Raw genomic sequence first — 21,358 nt, 5'->3', positions numbered from 1 at the left:
GGAGTTCGCCATGGAACCCGCATCCCACGGTCTGCGTGAGTCCGCGACCTTCGACCGCGCCACCATCCACGCCATCCAGCGCGCCGCCGAGACCGGCATCTATGACATCCGCGGCTGGGGCGCCAAGCGCAGGGTCCCGCACTTCGATGATCTGCTGTTCCTCGGCGCGTCCATGTCCCGCTACCCGCTGGAGGGTTACCGCGAGCGCTGTGACACCGACGTCGTGCTCGGTGACCGCAACGCCAAGTACCCCCTGCGCCTCAAGACCCCGGTCACGATCGCGGGCATGAGCTTCGGTGCCCTGTCCGCGCAGGCGAAGGAAGCCCTCGGCCGGGGCGCGTCCGAGGCCGGGACCTCCACCACCACCGGCGACGGCGGAATGACCCCCGAGGAGCGCGGCCAGTCCAAGCACCTCGTCTACCAGTACCTGCCGTCCCGCTACGGCATGAACCCCGACGACCTGCGCAAGGCCGACGCCATCGAGGTCGTCCTCGGACAGGGCGCCAAGCCCGGCGGCGGCGGCATGCTCCTCGGTCAGAAGATCACCGAGCGGGTCGCCGCCATGCGCACCCTGCCGCTCGGCATCGACCAGCGCAGCGCCTGCCGCCACCCGGACTGGACCGGCCCGGACGACCTCGAGATCAAGATCCGCGAACTGCGCGAGATCACCGACTGGGAGAAGCCGGTCTACGTCAAGATCGGCGCGACGCGCACGTACTACGACGTGAAGCTCGCCGTCCAGGCAGGGGCGGACGTCGTGGTGCTGGACGGAATGCAGGGCGGCACGGCCGCCACCCAGGACGTGTTCATCGAGCACGTCGGCATCCCGACGCTGGCCGCGCTCCCCCAAGCCGTGCGGGCGCTCCAGGAGTTGGGGGTGCACCGGCGGGTCCAGCTCATCGTCTCCGGCGGCATCCGAGGCGGCGCCGACCTGGCGAAGGCCATGGCCCTGGGCGCGGACGCGGTGGCCATCGGCACGGCGGCGCTCATCGCGCTGGGCGACAACCACCCCAAGTACGACGCCGAGTATCGCGAACTCGGCTCCGCCGCCGGGTACTACGACGACTACCAGGACGGCCGCGACCCGGCGGGCATCTCCACCCAGGACCCGTCCCTGGCCGCCCGTCTCGATCCCGTCGAGGGCGGCCGGCGCCTCGCCAACTTCATCCGGGTGATGACCATGGAGGCGCAGACCATCGCCCGCGCCTGCGGCAAGGCCCACCTCCAGCACCTGGAGCCCGAGGACCTGGTCGCCCTCACCATCGAGGCGGCCGCCATGGCCCGGGTCCCGCTCGCAGGTACGAACTGGGTGCCAGGGGCCGGGTTGTGAGCCCTATGACTCCGGAGTTCGACCTGGCGGTCGTCGGTGCGGGACTGATGGGGGCGGCCACCGCCTGGGCCGCCACCCGGCGCGGGCTGTCCGTGGCGGTCCTGGAGCAGTTCGACGCCGGACACGACCGGGGCAGTTCGCACGGCAGCGCCCGTATCGTCCGCCGCGCCTATCCGGACCCGGTGTACCTCCGGATGACCGGCCGCGCGATGGAGCTGTGGCGCGAGCTGGAGACCGACGCGGGCACCCGGCTGCTACGCATCGTCGGCGGCATCGACCACGGCCGACTGCGCGACCCGGAGCGCCTCGCGGCCGCCCTCGCGACGGCCGCCGTACCGCATGAACTGCTGCCGCCCGAGGAGGCGGCACGGCGCTGGCCGGGGCTGCGCTTCGACGGTCCGGTCCTGTTCCACCACGAGGCGGGCACGGTCGACGCGGCCAGGGCCGTGGCCGCCTTCCTGGAACGGGCCGGTGCACGCGGGGCGGACATCCGGCACCACACCGCCGTACGCCGCATCATCCCGAACCAGGAGGCAGGCATACGGCTGGAGACGGCGGAGGGTGCGACGCTCACCACGCGCCGGGCCGTCGTCGCCGCCGGTGCCTGGGCGGCCGACCTGCTGGGCGGCCTCGTACCCCTGCCCGAACTGACCGTCAGCCAGCAGCAGATCTTCCACTTCCCGCGCCGCGACCCGGCGGCAGAGCCCTGGCCGGTCGTCGTCCACAAGGACGCCCTCAACACGTACAGCCTCCCGGGCGGGCGGGACGGCGGACCGCACGACGCCCGCAAGATCGCCGAGCACAACGCGGGCGGACCCACCACCGCCGGCACCCGCGACGGGAAGGTCGACCCGGCCGCGCGCGACCGCATCACCGCCTACGTACGGGACTGGCTGCCCGGCCTGGTGCCGGAGCCCTTCAACGAGGCCACATGTCTCTACACCTCCACGGCGAACGACGACTTCGTCCTCGACCGCGCCGGCCCGCTGGTCGTCTGTTCGCCGTGCTCCGGGCACGGCGCCAAGTTCGCACCGCTCATCGGGGAGATGGCCACGGACTTGGCCCTGGGCGGGGCGCCGCCGGAGCCGCGCTTCACATTGGCCGCCCACACCGCCCAGGCGGGAAACACCGGCGCGGCACAATGGCCCGTATGACGCCTGACCCGGACACCCCCGTGTTCCCCGACCGCTCCGTCGACCTGCCGGATCGCGAGGTCGACCCAGGTGAGGCTGCGCGGAAGCTGGAGCTCGAAGTCGTCATCGGCCGTCAGGTGCGCGAGTACCGTACGGCCGCGGGGCTTTCGGTGGCCGAGATGGCGGCTCGGGTCGGGATCTCCAAAGCGATGCTCTCCAAGATCGAGAACGCTCAGACCTCGTGCAGCCTCACCACGCTCGGCCGGCTCGCCACCGGTCTCGGGGTGCCGGTCACCGCGCTGTTCCGCGGGGTGGACGCCGACCGCGAGGCGGTCTTCGTCCCGGCCGGGCAGGGCGCCCGTATCGTCCGCCGCGGCAGCCGGGTCGGCCACCTCTACGAACTCCTCGGCGCCCTGCGCGGCCCGCACAAGCGCATGGAGGCCGTCCTGGTCACCCTCACCGAGCAGAGCGAGGTCTTTCCCCTCTTCCAGCACCCCGGCACCGAGCTGCTCTACATGCTGGAGGGCGAGATGATCTACGGGCACGGCGAGGCCAGTTACACCATGCGCCCCGGGGACGCCCTCCAACTCGACGGTGAGGGCGCACACGGGCCACAGGAACTGGTGGAGCTCCCGATCCGCTTCCTGTCCGTCACCGCGTACGGCGACCACATCCCTGGCTGAGCGCCTCGTTCGGCGTCAGCTCGGGCTGTCGTCCTCGCCCACGGGAGGCATGAAGGCGCGCAGCCATCGCTCGGTCTGGGCGACATGGGCCTGTGCGGCGCCGGCGGCGGCGACGGGGTCCCGGTCGGCGATGGCCGTGGCCAGCACCCGGTGGTCCTCATCGCTCTTGCGGCGCAGCTCGGGGCCCTCGGGCAGGGTGAAGACCTGGTACTTGCGGGAGCGGGCGCGGAAGACCGACAGCAGAGAGGCCAGAGTGGGATTGCCGCCGATCCGGGCGATCTCCGAGTGGAACCGGTGGTCGAGCTCGGATGCCTTGGCGGGGTCGTCGGTGGCCTCCATGGCCTCGATGAGCGAGAAGAGCGTCCTGACCGTCTCCGGGGTGCAACGTGCCGCTGCCTGGGCGGCGACATGGGCCTCCAGCACGCGCCGGATCTCGTAGACCTCCAACAGGCCGGTGAGTGGCAGGAGTTCGAGGGTCAGCGAGAGGCTGCCGATGACGTCCTCCGGCCTGAGCTGGGAGACGTACGTGCCGGAGCCGTGCCGCGGCTCGATCACGCCCAGAGCGGCGAGCATGCGCACGGCTTCGCGCAACGACCCCCGCGAGACGCCCAGTTCCTCGCAGAGCTCCGCCTCGGGCGGAATACGCTCGCCCGCGCCGAGGCGCCCCGTGGCGATCATGTGCCGTAGGCCGTGGAACGCCTTGTCGACTGCGGACATTGTTCTCCTCCCCTGCCGGGCCGGCAGCACAGCCAGGACCCTCGGGAACTGTATCGAGGCAAGTCATCAAATGTCTTTCAGCTGCGGACCATAATTCATCTGATGACTTTCCCTCGCAGCACTCTTGCGAGCCCCATATCACCGTGCCAGGATGCCGAGTCATCATACGTCTCTTTGAGTGAGATCTGATGTCTCACAGGCGTGCTCAGGTCCGGCGGAAGTGGAGTCATGTGAGCGAGACCGAGGTCACCACCGCACCCAGCCCCCTCCTGCTGGCCGACGGCCGACCCGCCGCCCGGGGCTGGTCGCTGGACCCCGCCCTGCGGCACCTGAACCACGGTTCGTTCGGAGCTGTCCCCCTGGTGGCGCAGGAGTCGCAGAACCAGCTGCGCGCGGAGATGGAACGCTCCCCCGTGGTGTGGTTCCCGGCGCTGCCGCCACGGCTCGCCGCCACCCGGGTCGACCTCGCGTCCTTCCTGCGGGTCGCCCCCGACGACGTCGCCCTGGTGCCCAACGCGAGCGCCGGCGCCAGCGTCGTGTACGCCGGCCTCACCCGCAGCCGCGGCGGGGAGATCGTCGTCACCGACCACGGCTACGGGGCCGTGACCATGGGCGCCGAGCGGCTGGCCCGGCGCTGGGGCGGCCGGGTCCGCACCGCCCGGGTGCCGCTGGACGCGGACGAGCAGCAGGCGTACGAGGCTGTGGCCGACGAGTTGAGTGGGGCCACCGACCTGATCGTCGTCGACCAGATCACCTCGGCGACGGCACGCCGGATGCCGGTGGAGCGGATCGGCGCGGAGGCCCGACGGCGCGGCATCCCGTTGCTCGTGGACGGCGCGCACGCCCCCGGTCTGATCGCCGCCCCGCTCGCCGGCGTGACGGGCGACTTCTGGGTCGGCAACCTCCACAAGTGGGGCTGCGCACCACGCGGCACCGCGACGCTCGTCGCCCGCGGCCCCCTGCGTGAGCAGCTCTACCCGCTGATCGACTCCTGGGGTGCCGCCGATCCGTACCCCGACCGCTTCGACCAGCAGGGCACGGTGGACGCCACCGCCTATCTGGCGGCGCCGACGGCACTCGACTTCATCGAGCACACCTGGGGCTGGGAGACCGCCCGCCGCTACATGGACGACCTGGCCGGCTACGCCGAGCAGGTCATCGGCGCCGCGTTCGCCGAACTGACCGGAGCGAACGGCCCCGTCGGCGTCGGCATGCCCGTTCCCGGCATGCGGCTGGTGCGGCTGCCCTCGGGCCTGGGCACCAGCCGCGTCGAGGCCGACGCACTGCGCGACCGGGTCGCCGAGGAGCTGGGGGTGGAGGCGGCCTTCACCAGCTTCGGCGGCGTCGGCTATCTGCGGCTGTCCGCACACGTCTACAACACCGCCACCGACTACGAGTACTTCGCCGAGACCTGCGTCCCCGTCCTCGGCGAGTGGGCCCGCGCGGCCCGTGAGCAGCACAGCGCGCCGTAGCCAAGAAAGAGCCAGGAAGAGGCAAGGAAGAGGTCAGCACGATGAGAAGAAGGACGGCAGTCCTCGCCCTCGGTACAGCCGCCACGATGGTTCTGACCGGCTGTTCCACCATGAGTCCCAGCGCGGGCGGAACGGTCACCCTCAACATGGTCGAGAGCCTGACGAACCCCGCCCGCACCGATCTCCTCAAAGGCCTGATAGCGGACTTCGAGAAGAAGAATCCCAAGATCAAGGTCAACCTGGTCTCGCCGCCCACCGAGCAGGCCGACCAGAAGATCCAGCAGATGCTGCAGTCCGGCAGCGGTGTGGACACCCTAGAGGTGCGGGACACCACAGTGGGGCCGTGGTCGAACAACGGCTGGCTCTACGACATGAAGAAGGACCTCGCCGGCTGGAAGGGCTGGCAGGCCATGACGGAGAACGCCGTCAAGGCCTCCGAGGACGCCGCGGGCAAGACGTACTTCGTCCCCTACGGCTTCTACGGTCTGAGCCTGTTCTATCGCTCCGACCTGATCAAGGACGCCGGCTTCGACAAGCCTCCGGCCACCTGGGCCGAACTGCTGAAGCAGGCCTCCGCCGTCCACGACCCGGGCAAGCGCCGGTACGGCTATGCCTTCCGGGGCGGGGCCAACGCCAATGGCAACGCCGCCGCGATCATCGAAGCCTACGTCGCCGACCAGGTCGACCCGGCCAACGGCTACAAGCTCAAGGACGGCGGCACGATCTTCTCCGCGCCCGGTGCGCTCGACGCCATGGAGACCTACCTCAAGCTCTTCAAGCAGGCATCACCCAAGTCGTCCGTCGCCTGGGGCTATCCGGAGATGGTCGAGGCCTTCTCCAACGGATCCACGGCCTTCCTGCTCCAGGACCCCGAAGTGATCGCCACGGTCTCGGAGTCCAAATCGATCGCGAAGACCCAGTGGAGCACCGCCCCGCTGGTGGCCGGCCCCAGCGGCAAGACCGTCCAGCCGCTGGCCACCGCGGGCTGGGGCGTCGCGAAGGGCAGCAAGCACAAGGCCGAGGCCGTCAAGCTGGTCGAGTTCCTCTCCGAGGGCAAGGCATCGACGACCTTCACCAAGAAGAACAGCCTGGTGCCGATCCTCAAGTCGGCGACCGAGGACCCGTTCTACAAGACCGGTCCCTGGTCCAGTTACGTCACCATGACGGAGCAGCCGGAGAAGTACCTCGTCGTCACCCAGCCGCGCGGCGTCGCCTGGTGGACCGAGTGGCAGCAGAAGGCCGACGCCGACGTCCAGAAGATGATCCTCGGCAAGCTGACGCCCAAGGACCTCCTGGCCGGCTGGGACACGTACTGGACCGAGAAGTGGAAGTAGACATGACCGCCGCTTCCACCACGGCGAAGACGAAAGCGAGGCCCGGGCGCCCTTCCCGCAAGGGGGGCGCCCCGCCCGCCCACGGCGCGCGCCGCAAGCGGGAGTTCACCACCCGCCGCGGCCTGCTCATCGCCGCCTTCATGGCACCGGCCGCGGTCTTCGTCGCCGTCTTCACGTACTACCCGGTGATCGCGGGCAGTCAGATGGCCTTCCGCAACTGGAAGCTGACGGATCTCACCGACACCTCCTGGGTGGGCCTGAAGAACTTCCGCGACGTCTTCACCGACCCCACGTGGGGCACCGTGCTGGCCAACACCGGTGTGTGGGTGGTCGGTTCGATCGTGCCCCAGCTGGTGATCGGCTTCGCCCTCGCCCTGTGGCTGCGCCGCCGGTTCCGCTTCCGCGGTGTCTACCAGGCGCTGGTCTTCTTCCCCTGGGCGATCTCCGGGTTCCTCATCGGCATCCTCTTCCGCTGGCTGTTCAACAGCGAGTTCGGCGTCGTCAACGACCTGCTGCAGAAGGCCGGGCTGATCGACGAGCCGATCGCCTGGCTGGCCGATCCGCACAAGGCGATGATCGCCGTGCTGATCGCCAACACCTGGTACGGCGTCACCTTCTTCGCGATCATGATCCTGGCCGCGTTGCAGTCGATCCCCGACGAGTTGTACGAGGCGGCGGCACTGGACGGTGCGGGCAAGGCACGCACGCTCTTCCAGATCACCATCCCTTACATCCGGACCACGCTGGCGCTCACCGTGCTGCTGCGGATCATCTGGATCTTCAACTTCCCCGACCTGATCTTCGGGATGACGGGCGGCGGACCCAACAACGAGACGCACATCGTGACCACCTGGATGATCAAGATCACCCAGCAGGGCGACTACGGCAGGGCCTCGGCTCTGGGCCTCCTCGTGGTGGCCGGGCTGTTGCTCTTCGCGACGTTCTTCCTGCTGGCCACCCGCGAGAAGCGAGAGGTGAGGCCGTGATCGGCAAGGAAACCACGGCCGGACGGACCGTCAAGTTCGCCTTCCTGGGCCTGTGGCTGCTCTTCACCGTCTTCCCGCTCTACTGGATCACGGTCACGTCGCTCAAGGCGCCCGGCGACATCTTCGCCTTCCCGCTCGCCTACTGGCCCGAGCACTTCTCACTGGAGAACTACAGCGAGCTGTTCGGCACGGCCGACTTCGGGACCTACCTCACCAACAGCCTCGTCGTCGCGACCGTCGCGGGCGCGGTGGCCACGGCGATCTCGATGCTGTCGGCGTACGTGCTGGCGCGCTTCGAGTTCCGCACCAAGTCCGCCCTGCTGATGGCCGCGCTGGTCACCCAGATGATCCCCGCCTTCATCGCGCTGGGTCCGCTGTACCTGCTCATGACCGACCTCAGACTGGTCGACAACCGCCTCGGGCTGATCCTCGTCTACATCGCCGTGTGCATCCCGTTCTGCACGGTGATGCTCCGCGGCTTCTTCGAGAACATCCCGGACGCGCTGGAGGAGGCCGCCATGATCGACGGACTCTCGCGGTTCGGGGCCCTGTTCCGGGTCCTGCTGCCGGTGATGCGTCCCGGGATCGTGGCCGCGTTCATCTTCAACTTCGTCAACTGCTGGAACGAGCTGTTCCTCTCGGTGACGCTGATGAACAGCGACACCAACAAGACCATCCCCACGGCCCTGAACGGCTTCATCTCCAGCTTCAACATCGACTGGGGCTCGATGTCCGCGGCGGCCGTGCTCACCATCCTGCCCACGATGCTCCTGTTCGCCTTCGCCAGCCGCCATATCGTCCAGGGGCTCACCTCCGGCGCGGTCAAGGGATAAGGGGGTAACCCCCGGGCATCCGGTCCTGAAAATGGAAGAGAGTTTCCGTTGACGTGGCTGTTACCTGCGCGCTATTCCTGAGCAACACATGCACCGTTCCCTGACCTGCGACATCAGCAGTGCGGCGTCAGGCCGGGACGGAGATGTCTTGCACAGCAAGGAGGACAGGACATGACGGCCACAGACAGCGCGGGCGGGGACAGATCCGCCGTCCCGCAGGGGTACTCCCCCCGTCTCTACAACGAGGATCTCGCCCCGGCCACCGAGCGCAAATGGGGCGCGTTCAGCATCTTCAACGTCTGGACCTCCGACGTACACAGTCTGTACGGCTACTTCCTGGCCGCCAGCCTGTTCCTCGTCGCCGGAAACACCTTCAAGTTCCTCATCGGCATCGGCGTCGGCTCGCTGATCATCTACTGGCTGATGACCCTCATCGGCAACGCCGGCGTCAAGACCGGTGTCCCCTACCCCGTCCTCGCCCGCGCCTCGTTCGGCACCTTCGGCGCCAACGTGCCGGCACTCGTCCGTGCCGTGGTCGCCACCTTCTGGTACGGCGCCCAGACCAGCGCCGCCGCCGGCGCCATCGTCGCCTTCCTCGTCCGCTACGACGGCCCCAAGCATCTGCACGAGACCAGCAGACTCTTCGACCACAGCGGCCTTGAAGTGCTGTGCTACCTCGGTGTGTGGGCCGCCCAACTGCTCATCATCAGCAAGGGGATGGAGACGGTGCGCCGTTTCCAGGACTTCGCGGGACCGGCGGTCTGGCTGATGATGCTGATCCTGGCGGTCGCGCTGTCCGTGAAGGCCGGGGCGCTGGACTTCTCCGTCGACATGCCGAGCGGCGACCTGGCCGCGCTCGCCAAGAGCGCCACCGGGCTCGACGTCAGCCCGGGCTCGCTCGCCGCGATCGCGGCGATAGCCGCGACCTGGGTCACCTACTTCGCCGCCCTGTTCCTCAACTTCGGTGACTTCGCACGCTTCACCCCCGACGAGAAGACCCTGAAGAAGGGCAACGTCTGGGGCCTGCCCGTCAACCTGATCCTCTTCTCCCTCGTCGCCGCGGTCACCACGGCCGCGGCCAGCAACGTGTACGGCGAGGTCATCCTCGAACCGGCCAAGATCTCCGCGAAGTTCGACAGCGCGTTCCTCGTCCTGCTCGCCGCCCTGACCTTCGCGGTGGCGACGCTCGGCATCAACGTCGTCGCCAACTTCGTCAGCCCCGCCTTCGACTTCGCCAACATGGCCCCGAAGTACGTGACCTTCCGAAGGGGCGGCCTCATCGCCGCCGTCATCGCGCTCCTGCTCTACCCGCTCCACCCCTGGGACAACGCCCCCAGCTTCGTCAACGCCATCGGCTCGACGATGGGCCCCATCTTCGGCGTGATCGTCGTCGACTACTACCTCATCCGGAAGACACAGCTGCACGTACCCGCTCTGTACGAGGAGAGCGGGGAGTTCCGCTTCCAGGGCGGCTGGAACGTACGGGCGTTCGCCGCCGCCGCGGTGGGCGCCGTCTTCTCCAGCATCCTTCCCACCTACGGACCGTCCGGATACGGGGCGACGCTCGGCCCGTACACCTGGTTCATCGGCGTCATCGTGGCCGGGGTGCTCTACTTCGCCTTCAGCGGAGGCAAGAGCCCGCTCGCCGCCCCGGCTGCGGCCCTGCACGGGGACGCGGACGTCGCCAAGGGATCGTAGGCAACAGTTTGCCCTCGGTCGTCCGAGTGCGCGCACTCGGACGACCGGGCTCTGCGCGGTTCCGTCGCCTGCCGGGACGGGGGCCGCTTCGGCTCGGTGCAGGTGGGGTTACTCCTTAGCATTAGCAATCTCCCTATAGGGCACGCGTTTACGGTGAGGCTTCCCCCCGACTTGGAGGCCGCTCCATGACCTTGCTATCCGGACGGCGCGACGACGAGCAGTCGCCGGCGAGGGAGCCGAAGGGAATCGGGGACGTTCCTCCGCTGGCGCGCAGACCCGTCTTCGCCCTCGCCGCGGCGGTCGCGGCGCTTCTGCTGCTGGTCAGCAACCGTTTCGGATACGCCGGCGACGAACTGTACTTCATCGTCGCGGGCAGACACCCGGACTGGAGTTATGCCGATCAGCCGCCGCTGCTGCCGCTGCTGTCGCACGCGTTGGACGTGGTCTCCGGCGGGTCGCTGGTCGCCCTTCGAGCCCCGTCGGCCCTGATGGCCGCGGCAGGCGTGGTGATCGCGGCACTGGTCGCTCGGGAACTCGGAGGGCGCCGCGGGGCCCAGGTGCTGGCCGCGGCCGCCTGTGCCCTCGCACCGATCACCCTGCAGTCCGGGCACCTGTTCATCACCAACTCCGTCGACGTCTTTCTGGCAATCCTTTCGTGCTGGCTGCTGGTGAGGTGGATCAGGCTGCGCGACGACCGTCTGCTGCTGGCGACGGCCGCGGTGGTGGCCGTCGAACTCCAGGTCAAGTACCTCGCGGTCGCCTTCTGGGCGATGGTCTTCGCCAGTGCCCTGCTCTTCGGTCCCAGAGAGCTGCTGCGCCGGCCGAAACTCTGGATCGGTGTGCTGCTGATCGCGGCCGTCACCGCCCCCGCCCTCATATGGCAGGCCGGGCACGACTGGCCGCAGCTCACCATGTCGGAAGTGATCGCCGACGAGGTCGCCGAGGCGGGTGAGGGCGGCATTCGGATGGTGCCCGCGGTGCTCGCGTCCGCGGGGATCCTGGGGCTGGTCCTCCTCGTCCACGGGCTGGTCCGGCTGATCGGCTCCCCCCGTCTGCGGCCCTACCGTTTCCTCGGCTGGGCCTGGGTCGGTCTTGTCGTGGTGTACGCGCTCTCCGGCGGGCGCGGTTACTACGCCGCTTCCTATCTCGTAGTGCCCTGGGCCGCGGCCGCGGTCGACCTGCAGGACAGGCAGGTGCTCCGCCGGGCACGATGGCGGTGGTGGGTCGCGGCACCGCTGACCGTGCTGTCCCTCGCCCTGGTTCCAGTGATGCTGCCGCTCTATCCGCGGGACAAGCTGGCCGACACCTCGGACGGGGTGTCGATGGAGACCGTCGGATGGCCGGAGATGGCGGATACGGTGGACGGGATCTACCGGGCTCGGCCCGCCACGGAACGCCGCCACACGGTGATCTTGACGGACCGTTACGAACAGGCGGCCGCTCTCGATCGCTACGGGCCCTCCCGGAAGCTGCCCCCCGTCTACAGCGGGCACCGCGCCTACTGGTACTTCGACCGTCCCGCGGACACGACCCGCCATGTCATCTACATCGGGGCGGATGCCGACTACCTCGACCGGTTCTTCGGGACGGTGCGGAAGGTCGGGGAGGTGGACAACGGTCTCGGAGTGCCCAACATCAACCAAGGCATGTCTATCTGGTGGTGCGACAACCCCCGGCGGCCGTGGACGGAGCTCTGGCCCCAGTTCAAGCACATGGCCGCGGTCACCAACCGAGGCCGGCCCCTCTCCGAGTAGTTCCCCGGCGGGACGTGAGTGACGGCAACGGCGCTGCGCGAAGCACCCCGTTGACCTCCGCGGTGGAGGTCAACGGGGTACTTCGTGCAGCGCCGTTCGCGACCAGGCAGAGAGCAACTGCACGGCCTGTCGGGCGTTGAGCCGGGGATCGCAGAGCGACGAGTACCGGTCGTCCAGGGAATCCGGTGTCGGCGCGTCCGCGACGCACTCGGTCACGTCCTCCGGTGTGGCCTCCAGATGGAGTCCGCCGGCGACACCGCCGGCCGCGGCAACCGCCTCCCGGAAGCCGTGGATCTCACGGACCATGGTCGCCACGACGCGTGTCTTCCGACCGCCCGGAGCGAGGACCGTATTCCCGTGCATCGGATCGCACAGCCAGATCACCGGGTGCCCCTCGGCCCGCACAGCCGCCACCAGGGCCGGCAGCCGGTCGGCGACGAGATCGGCGCCCATGCGGGCGATCAGGGTGAGCCGGCCCGGTTCGCGCAGAGGATCGAGCCGGGCACACAGGGCGGCGATCTCGTCCGTTCCCATCGTGGGGCCCACCTTGCAGGCGACCGGATTGACCACCTCGGCGAGCAGTCCCACGTGGGCGCCGTCGACCTGGCGCGTCCGTTCTCCGATCCAGGGCCAGTGGGTCGAGCCGAGCCAGCGGGTGCCGTCCGCGCGCTGACGGACCATCGGCAGCTCGTAGTCCAGGAGCAGGGCCTCGTGGCTGGTCCACGTCCTCGGCCCGGCCGTGTAGGTCGACCCGCCCGACGGGCACCAGCCGAGATGCCGCATGGCATCGGTCGCCGCGAGATGACAAGCCAGGATGCGCAGGGGGTCGGCGACGCGGCTGCGCGGGTCGGGCTCCGGGCTGTTGACCATGTGCCCGCGGTAGACCGGCAGAGTGAGGCCGCCGATCTCCTCCACGGGCTTCGAGCGGGGTTTGGCGAACTGGCCCGCGATGCGACCGACGCGCAGGACGGGCGTGCGCGTCTGCTCGCTCAAGGCCGCGGCGAGCCGGTCGAGCAGCGCGGACTTCCGCCGGACGTGCGCGGCGGTGCACTCCCGGGGATCCTCGGCGCAGTCGCCGGACTGCACCACATGCGCCTCGCCGACGGCCACCCGGGACAGCAGGGAGTGAAGGGTGAGCACATCGTCCGCACGGACCAGCGGAGGACGCGAGGCCAGGATCTCCTTCACCCGGCCAAGCTGGTCGGCGTCGTCCCACTGGGGCTGCTGAAGGGCCCGAGCCCGCGCGGGCCGTCGCGGCACGATCGCCGGCGATGTCCCGGACGTCACGTCGTCGCGCCCTCTCCTCGGCACCGCCCACGGCACGCGCACTGGTTCGCCGCCGACCTCATACGCTGTGGTCCTTCTCCCGTGGCACGCCGGCATCCGGACGCGTGGGTGCGTGGGCGTGCAGACGCGCGTTCCAGGAGGGAGCGCCGAAGACCTGGGCCTTGTCCTGAGGGATGCTCAGATGCACGTCACGGCCCTCGTCGTCCTCCGGTGTCGGGGTGATGAAGACATTCCACGGAATGGGGATGGGCGGGTACTCGAACCAGAAGGGCCGCCCACTGCCGAGGTCGATCCGGTACACCGGAAACCGTCCCACGTTGTTCAGCGAGACCGTGCCGTCGAAGGCGTCCAGTGCCATACGGCTGAGCACCTGGCGTGAGCGTCCCGCGCTCCGCTGGGCCGCCAGGAAGGCGATCTCCTTGCACAGGTGTCTCTCGGTGACCTCGCCGATCGCGGTGCGCACGGCCGAGGCGACGTCCGCCAGCGACGCGGCGGCCAGTTCACCCGCGCTGAGCGTGGCCGTCGTATTGGTGACGGCATTACCGCCGAAGCCATCGGGCAGCACGTCGCGCAGTGCCGAGCGGATGTCCACGATCACGCCGAGGCGCTCGGCACTGTCGTCGGGCCGCGCCCGCAGCTCGCCCATGACCTTCCACACATGGGCAGCGAGGGCGTCGCCGGCCGACACCCACTGCCCCGTGCCGGCGAGTGGCGCCGAGGCAGCCGCCTTGATGGCTCGCACCTCGTCGCCGGGAAAGCGCACGGTGAGATGGCGCACCCGGCGCGAACCCGCGTTGACCCGCCAGAGAAAGCGGAACTTCTCCCGTCTGCGCACCGCGACGTACTGCCGGCTGTGCTCCCTGGCCGCCCGCGCGGCGAAGGTGCCGAGTCCGTCGAGAGTGTTCCGTCCGTACGGAGGGGCCTGGTACGGAAGTCCGTGGTGTTCGCGGGACCAGTTCTGGAGAAAGTCCATGAAGCCGCTGAGGTCGGTCACCCCGTGGTTGAAGGTGACGCCGAGCACCGAGCCGCCCCCGCGCATATGTGTGATCTTCACGGTCAGCAAGGGGGTGTCGTGTCCGACGACCGCGAAGGGATTGACCCGGTGCAGGTACCTGCCCAGGTCGGACTTGGCCGATCTGCCGATGCCGTAGTCGGGCATGGGGAGGTCGGAGTGGACCTCGGCGAACAGCGCGCCCGCGTCGTTGCACACGAGGTCGATGCCGCCGTCGGGGTTCCGTTCCATCCGCCCCGTCAGCGGTGGGTGGCGCGCCAGCGTGCGGGCCAGCGAGTCCCGCACGGCGGCGGTGTCCAGGCCCTCGCGGTAGTAGAACGTGCACCCGACCGCGAACGTACCGGGCAGCAGGTCGTACACACCCATCCGCACCCGTTCGCCCGTCGCCCGGCCCGCGCGCACGACAACCGGGCGTTCACGGGACCGCGACAGGGCAGAGGGCATGCTCATCACACCTCACGGTTGTCCGGCCTGGGCGTGAGCACGCGGCCGGGACGGATGTCTGGGCGCCTCAGCCTCACAGCGGGCGTACGAGGAAATCCCTAGAACCCCGGGTGGCCGCCGAATGGGACGGATGCTCTTGGTGGTTCCCTAGAGCTCGCGGGCGTTGCTGGCACACAGGCGGGGCCGCGTGCTGGGCTGGACTTCCCGGTCGACCGATCCGGGCGCGGGGAATCCGGTCCGCACTCCCGGTGCAGTGCGCGGCCCCGGAGCCCGCTGTCCTAAGCAGGAGGCCCGCTGCCGATGAGGAACGCAAAGTCCGAGATCCTCGATCAGGTGCGCAAGTACCACCGGAACACCGCGGGAGCGGAGTTCATCCCCGATGTCACTCCCGTCCTGGCCTCGGGCGCGGTTCTCGACGAGGACGACCGTGTCGCGCTCGTCGAGGCGGCTCTGGACATGCGGATCGCCGCGGGTACCAGCTCCCGCGCGCTCGAACGCGCGCTGGCCAGATACTTCCGGCTACGCAAGGCCCATCTCACGAACTCCGGTTCCTCGGCGAACCTGTTGGCTCTCGCCTCGCTCACCTCACCACAACTGGGCGACAGCCGACTGGTGCCGGGCGACGAGGTGGTCACCGTCGCGGCGGGCTTCCCCACCACGGTCAATCCGATCATCCAGAACGGACTGGTGCCGGTCTTCGTGGATGTCGAGCTCGGCACGTACAACGCCACACCGGAGCGGATCGAGCAGGCGATCGGCCCGCGCACCCGGGCGATCATGATGGCCCACGCCCTCGGGAACCCCTTCGCCGTCGAGGAGATCGCACAGCTGGCGCGGGACAGGGACCTGTTCCTCATCGAGGACAACTGCGATGCGCTGGGCAGCACTTACCGGGGCCAGCTCACGGGAACCTTCGGCGACCTGGCCACCGAGAGCTTCTATCCGGCCCACCACATCACGATGGGCGAGGGCGGGTGCGTACTGACGGACAATCTGGCGCTGGCGCGCATCGTGGAGTCACTGCGCGACTGGGGTCGCGACTGCTGGTGCGAGCCTGGTGAGGACAATCGCTGCTTCAAGCGCTTCGAACAGCAGATGGGCACCCTGCCGCCGGGGTACGACCACAAGTACATCTTCTCGCACGTCGGATACAACCTGAAGTCGACCGATCTGCAGGCGGCTCTGGGGCTCAGCCAGCTCAACCGGATCGACGAGTTCGGGAAGGCCCGCCGGCAGAACTGGACACGGCTGCGGGAGGCGTTGGACGGACTGCCGCACCTGCTGCTGCCCGAAGCCACGCCGGGCAGTGATCCGAGCTGGTTCGGCTTCACGATCACAGTGCGGCCCGACGCGCCGTTCGCGCCCCGTGCCCTCATCGACCACCTGGAGTCCCGCCGGGTGGCCACCCGGCGGTTCTTCGCGGGGAACCTCACCCGGCATCCGGCCTATGAGGGGCGGGAGTTCCGGGTGAGCGGCCCGCTCGCCAACAGCGACATCATCACCGAGCGCACGTTCTGGATCGGCGTCCACCCGGGGCTCACGAACGAGATGATCGACCACAGCATCGCGGCGGTCAGCGAGTTCGTCACCCTGCCGTTCTGACGTCCTGCCCTTCCGACGTCCTGCTCTTCTGACGTCGCCGGCGGCCCCTTCAGCACGAATGGGGTTACGCCATCAGGCGGGTACCGCGGCGGCCCTCTGCCCCTCCCGCTGCCCCGCCCAGCGCTCCATCATGTCGGCGGCGCGCGGGGCGCCCCCGGCTCCCCGTACCGCGGTACGCATCCGGTCCAGGCAGCCGGGGGTCGCCGGGTCGGCCAGCAGTTCCGTGACGGTGTCGGCGAGCAGGCTCGCGGTGACACCGTCGCGGGGCAGTGTCCGCCCGACGCCACACTCCTCCAACCGCCTGGCGCTGAGGGAGAGTTCGTGGGCACGGGGTGCCGCCACCACGGGCACCCCGTAGTACAGCGCCTCCATCAGACTGCACATCCCGGCGTGGCAGACGACGACGTCGGCGTGCGGCAGGACGGCCGTGTGGGGCAGCCACTCGTGCACCTCCACATGCCCGGGCAGCGGTTCCAGGAGCGAGCGGTCGGCACCGCGTCCGAGCGTCATCACCACATGCCAGTCATCGGCGTCGAACGCCTCGCCGCAGGCTCGGAAGAACCCGCTCCACCCGCTCCACCCGTGCGACTCCGTACCGAGGGAGACCAGGGCGACCCGCCGTCCGTCGTTCGGCGGCGTCCACACGCCGGGGTCGGCCTCGGTGACGACGGGGCCGACGAAGGCGTACCGGTCGTCGAAGGTGTCGCCTTCGACCTGGAACTCGCGAGGCAGGAAGGCGAGGTTGCGCTCGTCCCACTCGGCGCAGAAGCGGCCCATCTCGTCGAGGCCGATGCCGTGTGCGCCCATGAACTCGATGAGGGCGGCCGCCCCTTCCCGCATGAGCGCGTTGTCGGCGTCCCACAGCTGGGCGCGCAGGGGGAAGGCCTCGTTGGCCGCGTGGCTCGGACCGAACTGCACCGGCACCGCCCCCAGCAGCCGGGCGGCCACCCGTGCGGGAGCCATCGTCTCGAAGTCGTAGAGCACCAGGTCCGGCGGATCCTGCGCGAAGGCGGACATCGCCAGCGGGAACACCGTGTTGATGGTGTCGCGGAGCAAGTCGACGCCGTCGGCGGCCAGTTGGTCCGGGGTGGGGTCGGCGGCCCGGTAGAACGCGCCGCGTGCCGAGGTGTAGGTGACAGCGCGGGCTCCGGTCGCCTCCACGACGGGCGCGAACCGTTCGTCGACGACGTACGTCACCCGGTGCCCTCGCGCGATCAGCTCTCGGGCGGGGCCCAGCGTCGGGCTGATGTGGCCGAAGTCCGCGAAGGCGAAGACGGCGAAGTGGGACGGGGCCGGCTCGGTGCGACGGGGCATGGGCTTCCTTTGGTCCGGCGTCGGCTTGGGACGGGTACGGCGGTGCGCGGGTTGGGATGGGCAGGGTGGCACGCGAGTGGGGACGTGTGCGGCGGTGCGCGAGCTTGTCAGCGGCCGGCCCGCAGCGCCGCGTAGTGGGCCAGGCAGGCCTCGTAGGTCGGCAGCAGCCCGGCTTCGCGCGCCGCCGCGACGGAGACGGCCTTGGCGTCCTTCTCCGACATCACCGGGGTCTCGGACAGCTTCCAGGGCAGGCTCAGCTCGGCGTCGAAGGGGTCGATGTCCAGCTGCGTTCCGGGGACGAACTCCGTGGTGCACCCATAGGACACACAGGTGTCGTCGGTCAGTGCGAGGAAGCCGTGGACCAGGCCCTCGGCGACGAAGACGGTGTCCCCCGACTCGGCGTCCAGCCAGTTGGCCTCGTGCACTCCGAACGTGGGCGAGCCGACGCGCAGGTCGACCACGACGTCCAGGACCGCTCCGCGGACCACACAGACGAGCTTGGCCTGCCCCGGAGGCAGCAGGGTGCCATGGAGCCCGCGCAGTGTGCTTCTTCGGGAGACCGAGTAGTTCACCTGCGCCACCGGGATGGGACGCCCGATCTCAGCGGCCAGCTTGTCGTGGCGGAACGACTCGTAGAAGTTTCCGCGCAGATCCTCGAACTTGTGCGGGGTGATGCGGAACGCGTCCGGCACAGCCATCTCTCGAACGTTCATGGTGACAGCGACGATATGGCGCGCTGATCGAGAGCCGCTGAAGGGCCGGTCGAGGCCGGATCGAGTCGATCCCTCCTTGAGAAATCCTCGATCACCAGGTGGCAGGGTCGTACGTCGTCGCATCTGACCAGGAGGAGGCCGACATGACGGGGGTCGGTACGCGGGGAACGCCGGGTCGGCCGGACGGGAAGTCCGGCCGGGTGGTCGTCCTCGGAGCGACCGGGTTCGTCGGCCGGCATGCGAGCGCCGCCCTGGAGGCCGCCGGGCACGAGGTGTTGGCGGTCGCGCGGCAGCCGGGCAAGATCTCGGCCTCCTGCCGGTTCCACCCCATGGACCTGGTCGCCGACGGGCCGCGGGCGCTGGCGGAGCTGATCGACGAGGAGCGCCCGGCGGTGGTGGTCAACGCGGCGGGTGTCGCCTGGACGTCGTCGGAGACACAGCTGCGCCAGGGCAACCAACTGCTGGTGGACCGGCTCCTGACGGCGCTCGACGAGGCATCCTGGCGTCCGCGGCTGATCCACCTCGGGACGGTGCACGAGTACGAGCCGCAGGCCTCCGGCGCCGCCCTGGTCGAGGACTCACCCACCCGGCCTGTGACGCCCTACGGGCGGTCGAAACTCCTCGGTACGCAGGCGCTGCTGGAGTCGGTGAGGCAGGGCCGCGTGGACGCGCTGGTGTTGCGCGTGTCGAACATGATCGGCGCCGGCATTCCGCCGGGCAGCCTGCTGGGCCGTATCGCTCAGCAGCTGCACGCCGATCGCGGCACACGGGAGCCCGTGGAGATCCGGATCCCACCACTGCGGAGCAGCCGGGACTTCGTGGACGCCGAGGACGCGTCCGAGGCGATCGTCGCCGCCGTGGCCGCGCCGGAGGTCACGGGCCGGATCGTCAACATCGGCAGCGGCGAGTCGGTGCAGGTGCGCGCCATGGTGAACCTCCTGATCACCGCGAGCGGCAGGGCCGCGCGCGTGCTGGACGACCCCGGCGGCACCGTCGGGACGACCACCGACGCCGACGTGATGCGCGTCGACATCACCGCCGCCCGCGAGCTGCTGGGCTGGTCACCGCGGCGACGGCCGGAACAATCGATGCGGGATCTGTGGCAGGCGGTGGCGGCCGGCTGACCCGGCCGGGAGCAGCCTGCCCGAACCGGCCGGTCGGCGAGGCGGGTTCAGCCACGGAGCAGGCTTCAGCCGGGGAGCAGGCTGAGGTCGGCGGTGGTGACCCGGTCCGTCAGGACGTGCTGGCGGATCTGCTGGAGCCCCGGGGACGGGTCGAGTCCGAGCTCCTCGCGCAGCACCTTCCGCAGCCGCTGGTAGACCTGGAGCGCCTCACTGCGCCGTCCGCAGCTCTGGAGAGCGATGATCAGGCTGCCGTGGAACCACTCGTGCAGCGGGTGGACGCAGGCCAGCTCCTTGAGCTCGCCGACCAGTTGCCGGTGCCGGCCGACGCGCAGCCCGGCGCCGATGCGCAGTTCCACCGCGTGCAGATGCCGTTCCTCCATGCGCATCGCGTAGGCCTGAAGGAACGGGCCCTGCGCCACGTCGGCGAAGGGCGGTCCGTTCCACAGGGCCAGTGCGGCGGTGAGCAGATCCGCGGCCAGGCGGGGGTCGCCCTCGTCCAGCGCGGCCCGCCCTCGCTCCGTCAGGTCCTCGAAACTCTCGGCGTCGCACTCCCCCGGGGCCACGCGCAGCAGGTAGCCGGTCGCTCCGGTCACCACGGGCCCCGTGTCGGCCGCCGTCTCACTGTCCGTCTGCAGGAGCTTGCGCAGCTGGTAGACGTACGTCTGGACGGTGGCGGTGGCGCTGCGCGGCGGACTTCCCTCCCACAGCTCGGCGATGATGGCCGGGACCGGCACCATCGTGTTGCGCCGGGCGAGAAGGAGGGCGAGGACCTGCCGTACCTTCGGCGCCGTCGGGGTCACCGGTCCGTGGCCCGCGGTCACCTCCAGAAGGCCCAACGTGCGGCATTTCAGCATGCCACGGCCCCGGTCGTGCCGGTCCGTGCCGCGGGCACGGCGAGCGCCGGCGCCTCCTTGAGCGGCTCCCACCAGTCGCGGTTGTCCCGGTACCAGTCGACGGTCTCCGCGAGCCCTTCGGTGAAGTCCTTCTGAGGCTTGTAGCCCAGCTCGACATGCGCCTTGCGCCAGTCCACCGAGTAACGGCGGTCGTGACCCTTGCGGTCGGCGACGTACTCGACGGCGTCCCACGACGCGCCGCACGTCTGGAGGAGCAGCGCGGTGAGATCGGTGTTGCTGAGCTCGGTGCCGCCGCCGATGTTGTAGACCTCGCCGGCGCGGCCCTTGGTTCGCACCAATTCGATGCCGCGGACATGGTCGTCGATGTGCAGCCAGTCGCGGATGTGGAGCCCGTCACCGTAGAGCGGGACTTTCCTGCCGTCCAGCAGGTTGGTGACGAACAGCGGGATGATCTTCTCGGGGAACTGGTGGTGCCCGTAGTTGTTGGAGCATCGGGTCACCCGGACGTCCATGCCGTGGGAGCGGTGGTAGGCGAGGGCGATCAGGTCGCTCGACGCCTTCGAGGCGGAGTAGGGGGAGTTGGGGTTCAGGGGCTGCTCCTCCGAGGAGGAACCGACCGGAATGGAGCCGTAGACCTCGTCGGTGGAGACATGCACGAAGGTCTGTGTGCCGTGCCGCAGTGCGGCGTCCAGCAGCACATGGGTGCCGAGGACGTTGGTGGTCACGAACTCGGCGGAACTCGCCAGCGAGCGGTCCACGTGTGACTCGGCCGCGAAGTGGACCACGTGGTCGTGCTCGGCGACGAGCCGGTCGACCGTGTCCGGGTCGCGGATGTCACCGACGACGAGCCGGAAACGGGGTGAGTCGCTGACCTCGTCTAGGCTCGCGGGACTGGCGGCGTAGGTGAAGGCGTCCAGAACGGTCACGGAGACGTCGTCGGGGCCGAAGGGCCCGAGCAGCGTACGGACGTAGTGGGAGCCGATGAAGCCGGCACCGCCGGTCACCAGGATGCGTGTCTGACTCATCGGGGATTCGGCGCCCGGTGGCCCGTCAGGGGCCGGCGGCAGG

The 21,358-nt window shown here is 69.6% G+C and carries 18 protein-coding genes; 11 read left to right on the top strand and 7 right to left on the bottom strand.

The window, feature by feature from the left end; translation table 11 throughout:
* Nucleotides 1-10: 10 nt before the first annotated feature.
* From FE633_RS01565 to FE633_RS01555, 3 genes are read left to right on the top strand one after another with little or no spacing between them, the layout of a single operon-like run.
* Complete coding sequence (locus FE633_RS01565) at nucleotides 11-1,330, top strand: FMN-binding glutamate synthase family protein (RefSeq protein ID WP_138043179.1); 1,320 nt, start codon at nucleotides 11-13, stop codon at nucleotides 1,328-1,330.
* A 5-nt stretch (nucleotides 1,331-1,335) separates the two neighbouring features.
* On the top strand, nucleotides 1,336-2,484 hold the full coding sequence (locus FE633_RS01560; RefSeq protein ID WP_138043425.1) for an FAD-dependent oxidoreductase: 1,149 nt from the start codon (nucleotides 1,336-1,338) through the stop codon (nucleotides 2,482-2,484).
* A complete protein-coding gene (locus FE633_RS01555; RefSeq protein ID WP_138043178.1) occupies nucleotides 2,481-3,146 on the top strand; it encodes a helix-turn-helix domain-containing protein in 666 nt (221 codons plus the stop codon). The genes FE633_RS01560 and FE633_RS01555 overlap by 4 nt, the downstream gene beginning before the upstream one ends.
* A gap of 15 nt (nucleotides 3,147-3,161) precedes the next feature.
* On the opposite strand, the gene FE633_RS01550 is transcribed toward FE633_RS01555, so the two are convergent.
* Nucleotides 3,162-3,863 carry a FadR/GntR family transcriptional regulator gene (locus tag FE633_RS01550; protein WP_138043177.1) on the bottom strand — a complete coding sequence of 234 codons (702 nt, stop codon included), beginning with the start codon at nucleotides 3,861-3,863 and terminating at the stop codon, nucleotides 3,162-3,164.
* Between the two features lie 230 nt (nucleotides 3,864-4,093).
* On the opposite strand from FE633_RS01550, the gene FE633_RS01545 reads away from it, so the two are divergent.
* From FE633_RS01545 to FE633_RS01520, 6 genes are all read left to right on the top strand, one after another.
* Nucleotides 4,094-5,335 carry an aminotransferase class V-fold PLP-dependent enzyme gene (locus tag FE633_RS01545; RefSeq protein WP_138043176.1) on the top strand — a complete coding sequence of 414 codons (1,242 nt, stop codon included), beginning with the start codon at nucleotides 4,094-4,096 and terminating at the stop codon, nucleotides 5,333-5,335.
* 41 nt (nucleotides 5,336-5,376) lie between these two features.
* Nucleotides 5,377-6,669, top strand: a complete 1,293-nt coding sequence (locus FE633_RS01540; protein ID WP_138043175.1) for an ABC transporter substrate-binding protein — start codon at nucleotides 5,377-5,379, stop codon at nucleotides 6,667-6,669.
* 2 nt (nucleotides 6,670-6,671) lie between these two features.
* Nucleotides 6,672-7,655: a carbohydrate ABC transporter permease gene (locus FE633_RS01535; RefSeq protein WP_138043174.1), complete on the top strand. Its 984-nt coding sequence runs from the start codon at nucleotides 6,672-6,674 to the stop codon at nucleotides 7,653-7,655.
* Entirely contained in the window at nucleotides 7,652-8,488 is an 837-nt protein-coding gene (locus FE633_RS01530; RefSeq protein ID WP_138043173.1) for a carbohydrate ABC transporter permease, read from the top strand. The genes FE633_RS01535 and FE633_RS01530 overlap by 4 nt, the downstream gene beginning before the upstream one ends.
* 171 nt (nucleotides 8,489-8,659) lie before the next feature.
* Entirely contained in the window at nucleotides 8,660-10,186 is a 1,527-nt protein-coding gene (locus FE633_RS01525) for an NCS1 family nucleobase:cation symporter-1 (protein ID WP_138043172.1), read from the top strand.
* Nucleotides 10,187-10,371: 185 nt separating this feature from the next.
* Nucleotides 10,372-11,940 (top strand): ArnT family glycosyltransferase, encoded by a 1,569-nt coding sequence (locus FE633_RS01520; protein ID WP_138043171.1) that lies wholly within the window; start codon nucleotides 10,372-10,374, stop codon nucleotides 11,938-11,940.
* A gap of 69 nt (nucleotides 11,941-12,009) precedes the next feature.
* Here the strand turns inward: FE633_RS01520 and FE633_RS01515 are convergent, their stop codons facing one another.
* Entirely contained in the window at nucleotides 12,010-13,227 is a 1,218-nt protein-coding gene (locus FE633_RS01515; protein WP_281291091.1) for a 3-deoxy-7-phosphoheptulonate synthase, read from the bottom strand.
* A gap of 58 nt (nucleotides 13,228-13,285) precedes the next feature.
* Nucleotides 13,286-14,683: an acyltransferase gene (locus FE633_RS01510; RefSeq protein WP_171059760.1), complete on the bottom strand. Its 1,398-nt coding sequence runs from the start codon at nucleotides 14,681-14,683 to the stop codon at nucleotides 13,286-13,288.
* Between the two features lie 300 nt (nucleotides 14,684-14,983).
* Here FE633_RS01510 and rfbH point away from each other — a divergent pair, with 300 nt between their 5' ends.
* Nucleotides 14,984-16,285, top strand: a complete 1,302-nt coding sequence (gene rfbH / locus FE633_RS01505) for a lipopolysaccharide biosynthesis protein RfbH (protein WP_138043168.1) — start codon at nucleotides 14,984-14,986, stop codon at nucleotides 16,283-16,285.
* A 72-nt stretch (nucleotides 16,286-16,357) separates the two neighbouring features.
* Here rfbH and FE633_RS01500 read toward each other — a convergent pair whose 3' ends face one another.
* Complete coding sequence (locus FE633_RS01500) at nucleotides 16,358-17,599, bottom strand: macrolide family glycosyltransferase (protein ID WP_138043167.1); 1,242 nt, start codon at nucleotides 17,597-17,599, stop codon at nucleotides 16,358-16,360.
* A gap of 107 nt (nucleotides 17,600-17,706) precedes the next feature.
* Nucleotides 17,707-18,312 (bottom strand): dTDP-4-dehydrorhamnose 3,5-epimerase family protein, encoded by a 606-nt coding sequence (locus tag FE633_RS01495; RefSeq protein ID WP_138043166.1) that lies wholly within the window; start codon nucleotides 18,310-18,312, stop codon nucleotides 17,707-17,709.
* Between the two features lie 143 nt (nucleotides 18,313-18,455).
* Between FE633_RS01495 and FE633_RS01490 the strand changes: the two genes are divergently transcribed.
* A complete protein-coding gene (locus tag FE633_RS01490) occupies nucleotides 18,456-19,436 on the top strand; it encodes an NAD-dependent epimerase/dehydratase family protein (protein WP_138043165.1) in 981 nt (326 codons plus the stop codon).
* 65 nt (nucleotides 19,437-19,501) lie between these two features.
* Here FE633_RS01490 and FE633_RS01485 read toward each other — a convergent pair whose 3' ends face one another.
* Nucleotides 19,502-20,236 carry an AfsR/SARP family transcriptional regulator gene (locus FE633_RS01485; RefSeq protein ID WP_246113354.1) on the bottom strand — a complete coding sequence of 245 codons (735 nt, stop codon included), beginning with the start codon at nucleotides 20,234-20,236 and terminating at the stop codon, nucleotides 19,502-19,504.
* 47 nt (nucleotides 20,237-20,283) lie between these two features.
* Nucleotides 20,284-21,315, bottom strand: coding sequence for a dTDP-glucose 4,6-dehydratase (gene rfbB / locus FE633_RS01480; RefSeq protein ID WP_138043163.1), 1,032 nt, complete (start codon nucleotides 21,313-21,315; stop codon nucleotides 20,284-20,286).
* Nucleotides 21,316-21,358: the final 43 nt, after the last annotated feature.

Origin of the sequence: Streptomyces montanus (assembly GCF_005786655.1) — a bacterium.
GTDB classification, from domain to species: Bacteria; Actinomycetota; Actinomycetes; order Streptomycetales; family Streptomycetaceae; genus Streptomyces; species Streptomyces sporangiiformans.
Note: the sequence above shows the minus strand (reverse complement) of the source record. Positions and strands in the feature narration are given on the sequence as shown.